General features: G+C 62.1%; 12 protein-coding genes. 3 read left to right on the top strand and 9 right to left on the bottom strand.

The window, feature by feature from the left end; all coding sequences use genetic code 11:
- Positions 1-57 precede the first annotated feature (57 nt).
- On the top strand, positions 58-1,089 hold the full coding sequence (locus HWY30_RS03900) for an Acg family FMN-binding oxidoreductase (RefSeq protein WP_090811514.1): 1,032 nt from the start codon (positions 58-60) through the stop codon (positions 1,087-1,089).
- A gap of 251 nt (positions 1,090-1,340) precedes the next feature.
- Here HWY30_RS03900 and HWY30_RS03895 read toward each other — a convergent pair whose 3' ends face one another.
- Together HWY30_RS03895 and HWY30_RS03890 are read right to left on the bottom strand one after the other, a co-directional pair.
- Complete coding sequence (locus HWY30_RS03895; RefSeq protein WP_244144774.1) at positions 1,341-2,015, bottom strand: zinc-dependent alcohol dehydrogenase family protein; 675 nt, start codon at positions 2,013-2,015, stop codon at positions 1,341-1,343.
- 205 nt (positions 2,016-2,220) lie between these two features.
- Positions 2,221-4,254: a hybrid sensor histidine kinase/response regulator gene (locus tag HWY30_RS03890; RefSeq protein WP_090811516.1), complete on the bottom strand. Its 2,034-nt coding sequence runs from the start codon at positions 4,252-4,254 to the stop codon at positions 2,221-2,223.
- Positions 4,255-4,513: 259 nt separating this feature from the next.
- Here HWY30_RS03890 and HWY30_RS03885 point away from each other — a divergent pair, with 259 nt between their 5' ends.
- Positions 4,514-5,632, top strand: a complete 1,119-nt coding sequence (locus HWY30_RS03885) for a patatin-like phospholipase family protein (protein ID WP_090811947.1) — start codon at positions 4,514-4,516, stop codon at positions 5,630-5,632.
- A gap of 142 nt (positions 5,633-5,774) precedes the next feature.
- Here HWY30_RS03885 and HWY30_RS03880 read toward each other — a convergent pair whose 3' ends face one another.
- The 3 genes from HWY30_RS03880 to hppD all read right to left on the bottom strand — a co-directional run bounded on the left by HWY30_RS03880 (position 5,775) and on the right by hppD (position 9,575).
- Positions 5,775-6,980 (bottom strand): amino acid aminotransferase, encoded by a 1,206-nt coding sequence (locus HWY30_RS03880; RefSeq protein ID WP_090811518.1) that lies wholly within the window; start codon positions 6,978-6,980, stop codon positions 5,775-5,777.
- Positions 6,981-7,024: 44 nt separating this feature from the next.
- The gene (locus tag HWY30_RS03875; protein WP_090811520.1) at positions 7,025-8,407 is read right to left on the bottom strand and encodes an amino acid permease; all 1,383 of its coding nucleotides are present in this window, start codon (positions 8,405-8,407) and stop codon (positions 7,025-7,027) included.
- A 94-nt stretch (positions 8,408-8,501) separates the two neighbouring features.
- Positions 8,502-9,575, bottom strand: a complete 1,074-nt coding sequence (hppD, locus tag HWY30_RS03870; protein ID WP_090811522.1) for a 4-hydroxyphenylpyruvate dioxygenase — start codon at positions 9,573-9,575, stop codon at positions 8,502-8,504.
- A gap of 270 nt (positions 9,576-9,845) precedes the next feature.
- Between hppD and HWY30_RS03865 the strand changes: the two genes are divergently transcribed.
- Positions 9,846-10,319 carry an Lrp/AsnC family transcriptional regulator gene (locus tag HWY30_RS03865; protein ID WP_090811524.1) on the top strand — a complete coding sequence of 158 codons (474 nt, stop codon included), beginning with the start codon at positions 9,846-9,848 and terminating at the stop codon, positions 10,317-10,319.
- Positions 10,320-10,447: 128 nt separating this feature from the next.
- Here HWY30_RS03865 and HWY30_RS41415 read toward each other — a convergent pair whose 3' ends face one another.
- From HWY30_RS41415 to HWY30_RS03850, 4 genes are all read right to left on the bottom strand, one after another.
- Positions 10,448-10,654: a hypothetical protein gene (locus HWY30_RS41415; protein WP_090811949.1), complete on the bottom strand. Its 207-nt coding sequence runs from the start codon at positions 10,652-10,654 to the stop codon at positions 10,448-10,450.
- A 136-nt stretch (positions 10,655-10,790) separates the two neighbouring features.
- Entirely contained in the window at positions 10,791-11,543 is a 753-nt protein-coding gene (locus HWY30_RS03860; RefSeq protein ID WP_090811526.1) for a dTMP kinase, read from the bottom strand.
- Positions 11,544-11,552: 9 nt separating this feature from the next.
- Complete coding sequence (locus HWY30_RS03855) at positions 11,553-12,980, bottom strand: tryptophanase (RefSeq protein WP_090811528.1); 1,428 nt, start codon at positions 12,978-12,980, stop codon at positions 11,553-11,555.
- 68 nt (positions 12,981-13,048) lie between these two features.
- Positions 13,049-14,581 carry a B12-binding domain-containing radical SAM protein gene (locus HWY30_RS03850; RefSeq protein WP_090811531.1) on the bottom strand — a complete coding sequence of 511 codons (1,533 nt, stop codon included), beginning with the start codon at positions 14,579-14,581 and terminating at the stop codon, positions 13,049-13,051.
- Between the last annotated feature and the right edge of the window lie 27 nt (positions 14,582-14,608).

Here is a 14,608-nt window from a genome sequence, read left to right as displayed (position 1 = left end):
ACACGATGACGACACGAACCGCGTGCTCGCGGGAACGATCCGAAAGGAGACTTCGAGATGAACGATGCCGCCCAACATGACGCGTGGGAAATCGGCGAACCGCACTTCCACGCCTCCACGCCACTGGAACAGCAGCTGCGCTTTGCGCTGCATTATGCGGTGCTCGCGCCGTCGAATCACAACACGCAACCGTGGCGGTTCATCGTCGACGGCGAGACCGTACAGATCTGCGCCGACCGCATGCGCGCGCTTCCCGTGGTCGATCCTTTCGATCGCGAACTTCTGATGAGCTGCGGCGCGGCGTTGCTCAATCTTCGCGTGGCGCTGTGCCGTCTCGGTCTCGCTTATGCGATCACGCTGTTTCCATCGGAAGCCGACCCCGACATCGTGGCGCTCGTGCGCGTGTCGCGCGACGGGCCTCGCGATCCCCACCTGCGCGAACTCTTCGACGCGCTGACGGCGCGCGTGACCACGCGTGCGCCGTTCGCCGACGAAGCCGTTCCGGCCGCACTGCAACGCAAGCTCAGCGACGCCTGCGACGACGAGGGCGCGATTGCCTGTTGCGTGGAGCAAACGACCGCACGCGAGGCGCTTGCGCAACTGATCGCCGACGCCGATCACGCGCAGTTCGCGGACCCACGCTTCCGTCGCGAGCTCGCCAGCTGGATCCACCCGCGCCGGCGCGACGATGGCATGCCGGCTTACGGTACCGCTGTCGGAGCATTGCTCGACTTCGCGGCGCCGCTCGTCAGCCTGGCCGTCCGCGTATTCGATGTGGGCGCGGGACAGCCCGCTACGCATCAGCACCTCGTGCAAGGCTCGCCGCTGATGGTCGGCATCGCCACGATGCGCGACGACCGCGAGGCATGGCTCGCGGCGGGACAGGCGCTCCAGCGGATGCTGCTGGTCGCGGCATCCGCGGGACTGACCGCTTCCTACCTGAACCAGCCGATCGAAGTGGACCCGCTGCGCGAGCGGCTCCGGACGCTGCTGGGAACGGAGGCGATTCCGCAGCTTCTGCTCCGCGTCGGCCGCGGCCCGCGCGTCAGTCACGCGCCGAGGCGGCCGCTGGCCGATGTGGTGTCCTGACACGCGTGAGTCCGGGCACGCGTGGAAACGGTACCGATGGGCCCGTGATGAAGGTCGCGCGACAGCCAGACCAACGCCGGCATGCGCGATGCGACCGAAGAATCGCCATGTCATGCGCTACCCCAATGCCGCCACATGCTGAATGAACTGGAACTCAGCACTTCGCGATGGCCGCGCTTGAGCGAACGCGGCCAGCGACAATATCAAGCGGAAAAGCAGCGCGTTGCCTCACCTCAATGTCGGTTCGCGGGCTACACCGTTACCACGATCTTTCCGAACTGCCCGTTGGTTTCGAGGTAGCGGTGCGCGTCGACGATCTCGTCGAACCCAAAGGTGCGATCGATGACCGGCTTCAGCGAGCCGCTTTCGAGCCCCTTGAGCACGAACTCCACCGCAGCCTTTCGGCGCGTCGGGTCGCCACTCGTCAGCCAGATGTTGTGCGCCTTCACGGAAATCATTTTGGCGATCATCGGCAGCACGGGCAGCGTCGTGGCACGTTCGTCTAGCGCGCCGTACAGATATGCGATCCCCTGGAAGGACAGCGCCCAGACCAGTTTCGCGAAGTTCGGGCCGCCGACCGGATCGAAAGCGACGCGAGCCCCCTTTCCATCCGTGATCCGCATGATCGCTTCGACAAGGTCCGACTCGTCCGTCACGACCACGTGTGCGGCACCCGCGTCGAGCAACTGCTGTCGCTTGCCGGCATGGCGCGTGACCGCGATCGACGTCGCCCCCGCGTAATTCGCTAGCTGGATCGCTGCCAGTCCAACGCTGCTCGAAGCGGCCGGTATGACGACATAGTCGCCGGCGCCCACCTTCGCATCTTCGATCAGCGCGCCATATGCGGTGACGAACATCATCCACACCGACGCGGCCTCGGCGAAGGAAAGAGATTTCGGGTGCCTGACGACTGCATGGTCCGGCACGATGATGACTTCGCCCTAGGTGAAGTACTGATTCATCGAGAACGACGGGATCACATTGACCTCGTCTCCGGGCGCGAAACCGCCGACGCCCTCGCCCACCACGCCGTTCCCGCGAGGGAATTCGACTGATAAGCGGGGAAATCCTAACAGTGCTTTTCGTCGTCGCCCCAGAACGCCGCCTCGCACAAAGAGGGGCGATTGAAAACTACGCGGTGGACGGATTTTCGCTGGTCATTCGCCTGATGATCGCAAGCAGTTCTTCGATATCGACGGGTTTGACGAGATGACTATCACACCCCGCTCCCGCTGAGCGAGTCACGTCCTCAGGCTGTCCGTATCCGGACACGGCGACGATTTCAAGGCGCTTGCCGGCCGCCTGACGATCCCTCAGCCGACGCGCAACCTCATAGCCGCTGATTCCCGGCAGACCAAGATCAAGGAAAACGATCTGCGGCTCGAAGGCAGCGGCAATCTGAAGCGCTTCTTCCCCGCTGTGTGCGGTGCGCACATCGTGCGCGTCGAGAATCATTGCGAGCGACAGCGCGGCATCGCTGTTATCGTCGACGATCAGAACACGCAATGGGTCGGACGGCGGTCGACCTGCTTCGGCATCGTCCTTCGCCCGCTGGTTGCTGCCCTGGCAAACGGGTAGACGTATTTCGAATTCACTGCCTCTGTTCTTGCCTTCGCTCCTGGCGACAATGGTCCCGCAGTGCATCTCGGTCAGCGTCTTGCACACCGAGAGCCCGATCCCAAGACCACCCCTGGACGGCTCGCCGTGGCAGGAACCCTGTACGAACAGATCGAACACGTGAGGCAGTGCGTCGCCCGAAATACCCGTGCCCGTGTCCGACACGGTAACGGATACCTCCTGACCGACGAGCGTCGCGCATACGACGATCCGGCCGCCCTCGTCGGTGTATTTGATCGCGTTATCCAGCAGATTGGAAAATGTCTGGGTGATCCGCGCCGGGTCACCGTGGACGTACACGGGGTGCGCGAGCGACAGACGCACGATGTCGTGATGCCGCTGCAACGCAGCCGGCATCGTGATCTCGAGAGCGTGGTCGAGTGCCAGCCTGATATCGAAGACCTCGCGCTTCAACTCGATCTTGCCGGTGGTGATCCTCGATACATCGAGCAGGTCGTCGATCAGATGCGACAGGTGGCCGGTCTGGCGTTCGATCACATTGCGCAGCCATTCACGTTTGGCGGGATCGGCTCCCGCGCCGTGGCCCAGCAGATGCGCGGCGTTGCGCACGGGCGCCAACGGGTTGCGCAGCTCGTGCGCGAGCGTGGCCAGAAAGATGTCCTTGCGGCGATCGGCGTCCTGCAATTTCGCCTCCGCGTCGGTCCGCTCCGTCACGTCGCACAAGCTGCCAATGAACGTGTAATCGTCCTGCTGAACGGGCGGACGCAGATACCCGAACATTTCGACGGTCCTGAGCGCGCGGTCGGTTACGCGGTGCAGCCGGAACGCGACATGCACCGGCTCGCCGGAGACCAGCCGGGACTGAAAATGGCATTTCAGCAGTTCGACATCGTCGGGATGAACGACCGACGTTATGAACTCGGTTTCCGTCAACGGTCCCCTCTCCTCGGGCTGCCCGGTGATTTCGTACATCTGGCGGTTTTCCCACACGCCTTGTCGCGAGGCGCCACACCACTCGAAGATGCCGATGCCGGCCGCGCTCGTGGCGACACGCAGCCGCTCCTCGGTGAGCTTCAGCGCGGTCAGCGCCGTGTGCAGGCTGTCCTGCGCCGCCGCCACCTCGGCCGCCTGACGTTGCATTTGCGCCTCGATGGCGTTTTCGATCATCGCGCGAAACGTGCGCTCGACGATGTCGTGTGCCCGTATGTGAACGTCGACGGAAGCCGCAACCGGACCGAAATACGCGCGGATCTCGTCTTTCAGAAAGCGCTGCATCAGATCGATGTTGCGAAACAGATCCGTGACCCGCCAGCCCTCTGGCCAGAACCTGCCGGGATGCGCGACAGCCACATGCGCGGATAGTGACGCGTCGCTCTCGGCGACCAGCAGGGCAGCGCATACTTCGGCCAGCATATAGGCGAAACAGTCCATGAGTCCCTGCCCGCTGTCCGCATCGGTGTGCGCGGCCTGCTCCGAGGTCTCGGCGATCCAGCGATGCATCAATTGCTCACGGGTACGCCCCAGCCTGCGCGCCAGCCCGTTTAGCGTGATCGCGCCTCGGGAATCCAGATCGAGATGCCGTTTCATCCAGGTACCCCCGGACGAAAGCTGTGAGCCCGCGATGCCTTCCCGGCACACCGGTTTGTGTCAGTCAACCTCTTTGTCATGGACCGTTTTAGTAGGTTACGCAGCGCGCGCTTATAAATAGTATCGCAGCATCCAGGGCGATCCGCCATGGCATGCGGGACAGGACGAAGCATTAAAAGCTCGACGTTTCCGACGCAAGTACCCTCGCGTGCGCGTAAGATTGCCGGGAACGCGATGAAGACGCGAAGGAGCCATGGCGATGGAGGAACCCCGGAACCCGACGCGACAGAACGGCCCCAAGGTCGCGTTTGCCCTGCAAGGCGGCGGTTCGCACGGCGCCTTCACGTGGGGTGTGCTCGACCGTCTGCTGGAGGCTTCGTCGCAGGCAACCCCGCTCGATATCGCGGCGATCAGCGGCGCAAGCGCGGGCGGAATCAATGCGACGCTGTGCGCGGCGGGTCTCGCAACCAGCGGCGCACCGAAAGCACGCGAGATGCTGCGCGCCTTCTGGGAAGCGGTATCGCGCGCCGGTGCGCTGGCGGGCAACGCGCTCCTCGGCTTTTCCGAACCCGGCCCATTCGGCGGCTGGAATATCGACTGGAATCCCGCCGCCATCATGCTGGAGGCCGTGGGACTCGTCGCTTCGCCTTACGGCAATCCGTTTTACCGCGATCCGCTCGGGCCGGTGATTCGTTCCGCCCTCCCCGAACAGGATCTCGCCGCGCTCAATACCACGCGCGATGGCCCGCAACTGTTCATTTGCGCAACCGACGTACGAACCAACCAACGCGCAATCTTCACCCGCCCCGAGATTTCCATTGACGTATTGCGCGCTTCCGCATGCCTGCCGAGCGAGTTTCGCACCATCAGCGTGGGCGGCATACCGTACTGGGATGGCGGCTATCTGGGCAACCCGCCTTTGGCGCCGTTGATCGCCCATGCCCAAGACCTGATTCTCGTTCTCGCGAATCCGTTCGTGCGCCACGACATGCCGCCTAAAGACGCGCGCGGCATTCTCGACCGGCTCAATGAAATCGGTTTCAACGCGTCCGTCGTACTGGAGATCAACGCGATCGAAGCGGTCAACCGTGTGCTCGACTCGGTCGGCGAGGAAGCGGCGCGCAAAAGCCGCTTCAAGCCCGTCAGGTTTCACCTGATTCGCGACGACGATTTTCTCGCGAAGTTCGGTTTTGTTTCCAAGAGCAGCACGTCCTGGTCATTGCTCAAAACGCTCTTCGAGCGTGGCCGCGAAGTGGCGAACGTATGGCTCGAGAACGACTACGCGAAACTCGGGCAAGCGTCTTCGCTCGACGTCAAGGGTTCGTTGCTCGATCCGACGCTCAAGCACAGCGGCAACGCGAGCGCGCGACAAAACTGAAAAGGACGATTTCCATGCCGCGCACCGCATCGAGAGCGCTAGCGACGGCTTCGACGTCGGTCTGGAACCGATCCGCCATCGCGCGCACCTTAGCCGGACTGATCGCGTGTCCAGCCGCGGCTCCAGGCTTGCGGCAGTAGTCTCAATCGCCTGCCCGCAAGATGACCCTCGCGATGGCCTCCGCAGCCGTCGCAACGTTGTTGTCATTGAGCGCGGCGACGCACATGCGCCCGGACCGGATCAAGTAGACGCCGTGTCGTTCGCGCAGCGTGTCGACCTGGTCTGCCGACAACCCGGTGTACGTGAACATACCGCGCTGCTCGACGTAGCGCGCGAGCATCGTGTCCGGCACCTTGCCGCGCAGGCGTTCATGGATCTCCGCACGCATACGCATGATGCGCCGGCACATCGATGCAAGCTCTTGTTGCCATGATTGCCGCATTGCCGGTGTTGTCAGCACGCGCGCTACGATCTTTGCGCCGTGCGTCGGCGGATTGCTGTAGTTCGCGCGCACAGCGCTCGTCAATTGACCCAATACGCGCCCGGCAACATCCGGCGACTCGCAAATCACCGACAGTCCGCCGCAGCGCTCGCCATACAGCGAGAAGTTCTTCGAGAATGAATTGGCCACCAACGCCGGCACGTTCTGGCGCACGAGTTCACGAATCGCAAATGCGTCCGCGTCGATGCCCGCGCCGAAGCCCTGATACGCCATGTCGATGAATGGCAGCAGGGTCCGCTTCCTGATGACCTCGATCAGTTGCACCCATTGCGCGTCGTTCAGATCGACGCCCGTCGGGTTGTGACAGCACGCGTGCAACAGGACGACGCTGCGCGCCGGCAGCGCGTCGATGGCCGATAGCATCTCTTCGAACTTGAGCCCGCCGCTCGATTCGTCGTAGTACGGGTACGTGTCGACTTCGAATCCCGCGCGCTCGAAGATGAAACGGTGGTTTTCCCACGTCGGATCGCTGACCCATACCCGTGAGCCCGCAAAATAGCGCTTGATGAAATCCGCACCGACCTTGAGCGCGCCCGAGCCGCCCAAGGTCTGCACAGTCGCGATGCGCCCCTCGGTACGTGCCGGCGAGTCGTCGCCGAACACCAACGATTGCACGGCATCGCGGTAGTGGGCGAAGCCCGCCATCGGCAGGTACGGCTTTGGACCGAGCTCGGCGAGCAGTTGTCCTTCAGCCTCGCGTACGGCTTGCATCACCGGTAAGCGGCCTTGATCGTCGTAATAGATGCCGATGCTCAGATTGACCTTATGGTCGCGCGAATCCTTCGCGAAGTTCTCGTTCAATGTGAGGATCGGGTCGCCCGCATAGGCATCGATGTGTTCAAACATGCTGGTTCCCTGGATTAGGCCAAATGGTTGCAGAAACGCGGTGCCTAGCGCATCGGCACACCAACTGGTACGGAGGCGTCCGCGCGTCGATTGCGCAAGCGATAGCCGACGCCCAGCGCAACGAGCCAAACGGGGATCAGGTAGACCGACATGCGCAGATCCGGTATCAGCCACATCACCACCAGGATCCCGCCAAGGAACACCAGACACAGATAGTTGGTGAGCGGATAACCCAGGCTGCGGAATACGGTCGTCTCACCGGCTCGCGCTTTCGCAGCGCGGAATCGCAAATGAATGATGCTGATCATTGCCCAGTTGATGATGAGCGCCGAGACGACGAGCCCCATCAGCAGTTCAAATGCCTTGCCGGGCATCAGGTAGTTGATCACCACGCAGGTGGCCGTCGCCACGGCGGAAACACCCAGCGCGACGAGCGGAATCCCGCGGGCGTTCACCTTCAGCAGAGCGCGCGGCGCATTGCCCTGGCCTGCGAGGCCGTAAAGCATGCGGCTGTTGCAGTAGACGCCGCTGTTGTACACCGACAGCGCGGCGGTGAGCACCACCGCATTGAGCACGTTGGCGACGAAGTTGCTATTCATCGCGTGAAAGATCAGCACGAACGGACTACCGCCCGTAACGACTTTTTCCCACGGATACAGCGACAGCAGCACGCCGAGTGCGCCGACGTAGAAAATCAGGATCCGGTAGATCACCTGGTTGGTCGCGCGCGGGATGGTGTGCGAAGGATCTTCCGCCTCGGCGGCCGTAATGCCGACGAGTTCCAGTCCACCGAACGAGAACATGATGACAGCCATCGCCATCACGAGGCCCGACACGCCGTTCGGAAAGAAGCCGCCGTGGCGCCAGAGATTGGCCACGCCCGCGTCAGGGCCTGCGTGGCCCGAAATCAACAGGTAGCCGCCGAAGCCGATCATGCCGACGATCGCCGCGACCTTGACGATCGAGAACCAGAACTCGAGCTCGCCGTACGACTTCACGCTGGTGAGGTTGATCGCGTTGATGACGCAAAAGCAGACGAGCGCGGAGACCCACGTGGGCAGACCGGGCCACCAGTACTGCATGTAGATGCCAACGGCCGACAGTTCTGCCATTGACACGAGAACGTACAGCACCCAGTAGTTCCAGCCGGACACGAAGCCGGAGAATTGGCCGCAGTATTTGCCTGCGAAGTAGCTGAAGGATCCCGCAACCGGCTCGTCGACGACCATTTCGCCGAGTTGCCGCATGATGAAGAAGGCGACGATGCCCGCGATCGCGTACCCGAGCAACACGGACGGTCCTGCCGTCTTGATGGTCTGCGCGATGCCGAGAAAGAGGCCGGTGCCGATTGCGCCTCCTAGCGCGATCAACTGAATGTGACGATTTTTCAGGCCGCGCTGTAGCGTGCCCTGTTGCTGGTGTGCCACGATGTTGTCTCCTGTGTCCTGTGGTTGGTTCTGGACGCCACGCCTCGCTTTTCGCCTGCTCTGGTCGAGAGCTATCAACGGGGTTGTACGCGCGTCAAACCTTCAGCGTGCCCCGCTCGATCTGATCGCGTTCGAGCGACTCGAACAGCGCCTTGAAATTGCCTTCGCCGAAACCTTCATCACCCTTGCGCTGGATGAATTCGAAAAAGACAGGGCCAAGCAGCGGCTTGGAAAAAATCTGCAGCAGCAGGCGCGGCGACCCGTCTGCCGTCGTTCCGTCGAGGAGGATGCCGCGCGATTGCAATTCGCCCACCGGTTGACCGTGGCCCGGCAAGCGCGTCTCGAGCGCATCGTAGTAGTAGCTGTTGGGCCCCGTCATCAGCGGCACGCCTGCCATCTGCAGATTGTCGATAACCGTTATCAGATCGTCCGTCAGGAACGCGATGTGTTGAATGCCCTCGCCATTGAAGGCCATCAGGAATTCCTCGATCTGCCCGCTCCCCTTGCCAGATTCCTCGTTCAATGGAATGCGGATCTTGCCGTCCGGCGCCGTCATCGCCTTCGACGTGAGACCCGTGTATTCGCCCTCGATGTCGAAGTAGCGTAGCTCACGGAAGTTGAACAGCGTCTCGTAGAAGTTGGCCCAATACGTCATGCGGCCGCGATAGACGTTGTGCGTGAGGTGGTCGACGAGGCGCAAGCCATGACCGGCCGGCCGCCGCTCGACACCTTCGATGAACTCGAAATCAATGTCGTAGATCGACTTGCCGTCTTCGAAGCGGTCGATCAGATAAAGCGGTGCGCCGCCAATGCCTTTGATTGCCGGCAATCTCAGCTCCATTGGACCGGTTGCGATTTCGATCGGCTGAGCCCCTAGCGACAGCGCGCGGGCGTAGGCCTTGTGCGAATCCTTCACGCGAAATGCCATGCCGCACGCACTCGGGCCATGCTCGGCGGCAAAGTAAGCGGCCGCACTGTTGCGCTCGCGATTGACGATGAAGTTGATTTCGCCCTGGCGGTAAAGCAGCACGTCCTTCGAACGGTGGCGAGCCACCAGTGTGAAGCCCATCTGCTCGAACAGCGATTCAAGGACATTGGGTACGGGCGAGGCAAATTCAACGAATTCGAAGCCCATCAGTTGCATTGGATTGTCAAACAGGTCGGCCATGATCTCTCAGGTTCAGCAGAGGGTGAATGATTTGTGGCGAGCAACCGGCACCGAGTGGTGCCGGGTGTCGGAAAAATGAAAGCAAATTTCTCCAATCGCCAGGCAGGCAGCGTCCTCGGACCACTCTCTCAACGCATCTGCCGGCGTCGTTGCAGCGCCATCTGGATTCAGTGTAAATTTTTATCGACGCAATTGGATTTCCTTGCAGACGCAGACAAACCCTGATTTGTGCATTAATATTTCATTTCACTGGAGAACGAGGAAATAAAAGTGCAGGCAATCGACATCGACCGTATCGACGTGCGTCTACTGGAGATTCTTCAGTCCCAGGGGCGCATCTCCAATCTCGAACTTGCGGAGGCGATCAAACTGTCGCCCGCGCAAACGCTGAGGCGGCATCGCCGGCTCGAGGAAATGGGTGTGATCAAACGCTACGAGACGCGGCTCGACGCGCAGCTGCTGGGCTTTGGCGTAGTGGCCTTCATCCAGGTGACGATGGAGCGAGGCCATGTCCGCGACCTGTCGAAGTTCAAGCGAATGATCTCGGAACTCACCCAGGTTCAGGAATGCTTCGTCGTAACGGGTGATATCGATTACATGCTCAAGGTCGTGGCGCAAGACCTGAAAGCGCTGTCGGAGTTTCTGCTGGATACGCTGATGCGCATTCCGGGCGTGAGCGGAGTCAAGTCCAGCGTTTGCCTCGATGAAATCAAATGTACGGGCGCTGTCCCGTTGGCGGCCTAGCCCGCTGAGCGCGAGCGTCGCCCGTCACATTCCGGTGCCCACTATTCCCCGCATGCGTGCGTGCGCTTCAACGGTCATTTTGCTCCTGAAGGTCACAGCTCCCAGGCGATGCAGAGCGAGGCACTAGTTCACCCTCCCGAGATCACCCTCCCGACCGACCGCAATATCGAGCGTCCTTGCGCGGTCAGACGCCCTCGCGCGTATCCAGACGCGAGCTTTTCCACAAATACAAGTTGGCGCTCGCACAACGCGTCGAGATCGCCGGGATCGAAATTTTCTGGACGGGGGTTTGTCTCGAGAAGCATGAGCGTTGCGATCTCATGTGGGCTAAGCATCGTCGTCTCCCTGGCTCTGATGTTCCATGCATCATGGTCCTTCCTCGAAGGATAGATGCTCGTCAAAACGTGTCGACGCGCATTTTGTCGCATACCTCGATGCCCGAATCCGGCTTCCCGGGCGCAGGTCGAAGCCTCAGCATGCCGCCACGCTTCGTGTAGGACATTCCGCCCCGAGAGAGCCCAACCGCCCCGCAACACGGTCGATCGCCACGAGATGACTGAGTGCCTGACAGAACGTCTCGTCGAGACTGCGCTCCGCATCCAGCGCGACAACGCCGTTGACCTCGAACACGGCGCGATAGGCCGCCACCTGACGCGTCAGAAAGCTCATCGGCGGCGGCTGGTCGTTCTCGTCGTTCCTTGCCCGCACGCGATGGTGTGAAGTCGCGCCGGAAACGTTCAGACCAAAGGCGACGTCGGGACGCAGCAAATGACCGGCGATGCTGCGGAGCACAGGCGCAGTCTCAGCGGGATCGGAACGCGTGCCGATTTCAGCCTGAGAGGTGAACACGTAGCGGTCGCAGAAAACGACGTCGCCGCGTTCCAGTGCCGGTATGACCGTGTCGGTCAGATGCTGGACGAGGTCTCCCATGATGGACAGCAGAATGCCCAGCATGTCGACGCGCCGTCGGTGTACGTCGAGTCCGGAACCGGCGCTCGATGTATGCCAGTGGCTGTCCACCATATCCCGGAACAGCGCATCTTTGCGGATCCTACGGGTCGGCGTAAACGTCGTCACGCAGTTGAGCCCCGCACGCGTGCACGCGCTTTCGAGCCTTTCCATCAGTGACGACTTCCCCGCCCCATCCACACCGCACAACGTGACCAGAACCCCCGGATAAGCATGCGGTTTGAGCTCGAGCGTTTCGAAGACACCATTCGACATGAAATCACCTCAGACCATAACTTCCCGAGACTCCGCGAGCATCTCGTCACGGGCCTCGATCGGCGCGAGGACCGCGGTGAAGTGCTTGAGCATCGACGGTGCCGAGACGATGCGCATTCCCCGGATCGCATCGCGTCGTTGGTAGACCCGGATCAACGCGGCGGCAACCGCCGCGAGGTGGCTATCGGTGTAGACGCGGCGAGGAATGGCCAGCCTCAGCAGTTCCAGCCTCGGGGCGCTGACAGTGCCCGTCGACGGATCTTCTTTCAGGAACGCCAACGAGCCCAGACCGACGGCGCGCACGCCGCCCTCCAGATAAAGCTCGGCAGCCAGCGCCTCGGCCGGGAACTGCGAGCGCGGCAGGTGGGGCAGGAAGACGGCCGCATCGACGTACACGGCGTGTCCACCGGTCGGTCTCAGTATCGGAACGCCGCCGGCAAGCAGTGTGTCCCCTAGCCGTTCGACCTGACCTACGCGGTGTTGCAGGTATCGGTCGTCGACCATCTCGCGCAGACCGATCGCGAGCGCCTCGAGATCGCGGCCCGCCATCCCTCCGTAGGTGACGAAACCTTCGTACAGCACGAGCAGCGGCACGACCTGCTCATAGAGCGTGCGCGACCGTGTCGCGAGCAAGCCGCCGATGTTGACCAGCGCGTCCTTCTTGCAGCTGAACGTGCAGCCCTCGGCATAGGAAAACTGCTCCTTCAGAATTTCCGCCACGGACCGGTTCGCATAGCCGCTCTCGCGCTGCTGGATGAAGTAAGCATTCTCCGCGCAGCGCGCCGCATCGAAGTAGACCGGAATCGCAAACTCATCGGCCAACGCCCTCACCGCGCGCAGGTTCGCCATCGAGACCGGCTGGCCGCCGCCCGCGTTGTTCGTCAGCGAGACCATGATCAGCGGAATATTGTCGCGCCCTTCGCTTTCGATCACGTTGCGCAGCTTCTGCACATCCACGTCGCCCTTGAACGGGTGCTCGACAGCGGGTTGGTAGCCGATTTCGGCGACGCACGGTATCGCGGTCCCGCCGGCAATCGATACGTGTGCCTCGGTCGAATCGAACGGCGCGTTGAATGGCACCACCTGGCCTGGGCGCACGAGGGTCCGAAACAGGAAGTGCTCGGCCGGCCGGCCCTGATGGGTCGGCAATACGTAGTCGAAGCCGAGCATGTCCCGCACGGCCTGCGTCAACTTCATGAAACTGCGGGAACCGGCATATGATTCGTCGCCGGTCATGATGCCGGCCCACTGGTTCGCGCTCATCGCGGAGGTGCCGCTGTCCGTCATCAGATCGATGTAGACGTCGTCTGCTTCGAGGCGAAAGACGTTGTACCCGGCGGCGACAAGCCGCGCCTGCCGTTGCTCGCGGTCGATCAGCCTGATCGGCTCGACCATCTTGATCCTGTACGGCTCAGGCTGGCTGTTTTCTAAAAGCATGCACTCCTCCTGGGTTGAAAGTACGCAGGCCACTGGATGACTGGCCGCTTCGGGCATCGCACACCGCATCAGGCACTTTGCTCGATCGGCACAACCTCGATCGGTGCCCGATCCGCATCGCCACCGGCCGCGGGCGTGCGGTGACATCCGCGAGCGTCGTGGGCCGCTTCGAAGCGTTTCTCGATCCGGTTCAGGATCGACCAATACGCGCCCCGTTCGCCTTGCGCGATCGCTTCGACCAGCGCGTCGTTCGCGTTGTAGTTGAACAGACTCGCGTTGGTCCCGAAGAACCGCCGATCATTGCCGATCAGATCGGCAATGAATTGCTGCGGGTCCGGGCCCAATGCGGTCGGCAGATAGAACACCGGATGCAGCAGATCGTCGTTGCCTTCGATATGGCCGTGAAGATTCGGATTTCCGACGTGCAGGCCTTCGCGGCGAATCATCTGCTCGAGCTCGGTGCCGGGGAAAATCCTCAGCCCGACCGTCACCGAAACGCGCTCCGGATCGACCCGCTTGATGAATTCGATCGTCTCGCGCGCGGTTTCCTGCGTCTCGCCGGGCGCGCCGAACAGCAGCTCGATGATGTGCTCGAGGCCGTGGCGCTTCGCCGTATTGACCGCTTGCTCGATGTCGTCGGCGCTAAAGGTGCGGCGCAGTATCTTCAGCATCGTTTCGCTGGCGGTGTCGACGCCGAAGTTCATGCCGACGCAACCGGCTGCTTTCATCGCGGCCGCGAGTTCATCGGGAAACGGCCGCGGCATCCCGTACGCATACCACTGGATTTTGCCGGCGAGCCCGTGCCGGATGATGGCCGCGCACAGCGCAAGAGGATGCGCGACGCTCAGATTGAATTCCGAGTCGTTGATGTGAAAGACGTTGACCCCGCGTTCTTCGAGCGATGCCATCTCGGCGACGACATCATCGGGTTCGCGCATGCGCACCGTGCGGCCTTTGATCAGCGGCTCGACGCAATAGATGCAGGAGCGATTGCAACCGCGCTTCGTTTCGATGCCGATCTGGCCGCCTTTGGCGAAGTAGTGGGGGTTGTCGACCAGCTCGCGTTTGTGAGGCCCGATGCTGGCCAGCGGTCCGCATGCGTTCGGGGCGAGCGGCGTAGCGCGCACCCCGGCCGTATCGCGGTAGACCACGCCGGGTATGTGCGTGAAACTCCTGCCTTCTTCGAGGCAGGTCAGCAGCTCGGGAAAGCTGAATTCGCCTTCCCTGACGATGCCGAAGTCGGCGTCGAGGTAAGCAAGCAGTTTTTCCGGCATCACCGAGTAGCCCGCGCCGCCCATCACGACCGGAACCGCGCGCGCGCGCCGAAGCAACGCGACGATGTCCCTGATTCTGTCGAGAAAGCTGTAGCCGCTGGAAAAATAGACGTCGTCGGTATTTCGCAGCGTCACCCCCCAGTAATCCGGCGCGGCGGTGCGGCAGTGCGCGGCAATGGCCGCCTCGCAATCGTCGGAGAAGCACAGGTCGAGCAAATCGAGCGCGAACCCGGCTCGCTCCATCGGCGCCGACAGGTAGTCGAATGCAATCGGCGCAATCGCCGGTTTGATCTGGTTCGTGTTGACGAAGGTGACGCGCTTGGCCATGTTCGATCGGTCTCGGTGGAAAGGTTC

It is taken from the genome of Paraburkholderia tuberum STM678, assembly GCF_902833905.1.
Classification (GTDB): Bacteria; Pseudomonadota; Gammaproteobacteria; order Burkholderiales; family Burkholderiaceae; genus Paraburkholderia; species Paraburkholderia tuberum.
This window is presented reverse-complemented; position numbering and strand designations above follow the sequence as displayed.

Coding starts and splice junctions, on each gene's coding strand:
- hppD (WP_090811522.1), bottom strand. CDS start 9,575: ATGGCCGACCTGTTTGACAATCCAATGCAACTGATGGGCTTCGAATTC.
- HWY30_RS41415 (WP_090811949.1), bottom strand. CDS start 10,654: ATGCTTAGCCCACATGAGATCGCAACGCTCATGCTTCTCGAGACAAAC.
- HWY30_RS03880 (WP_090811518.1), bottom strand. CDS start 6,980: ATGTTTGAACACATCGATGCCTATGCGGGCGACCCGATCCTCACATTG.
- HWY30_RS03850 (WP_090811531.1), bottom strand. CDS start 14,581: ATGGCCAAGCGCGTCACCTTCGTCAACACGAACCAGATCAAACCGGCG.
- HWY30_RS03890 (WP_090811516.1), bottom strand. CDS start 4,254: ATGAAACGGCATCTCGATCTGGATTCCCGAGGCGCGATCACGCTAAAC.
- HWY30_RS03860 (WP_090811526.1), bottom strand. CDS start 11,543: ATGTCGAATGGTGTCTTCGAAACGCTCGAGCTCAAACCGCATGCTTAT.
- HWY30_RS03885 (WP_090811947.1), top strand. CDS start 4,514: ATGGAGGAACCCCGGAACCCGACGCGACAGAACGGCCCCAAGGTCGCG.
- HWY30_RS03855 (WP_090811528.1), bottom strand. CDS start 12,980: ATGCTTTTAGAAAACAGCCAGCCTGAGCCGTACAGGATCAAGATGGTC.
- HWY30_RS03900 (WP_090811514.1), top strand. CDS start 58: ATGAACGATGCCGCCCAACATGACGCGTGGGAAATCGGCGAACCGCAC.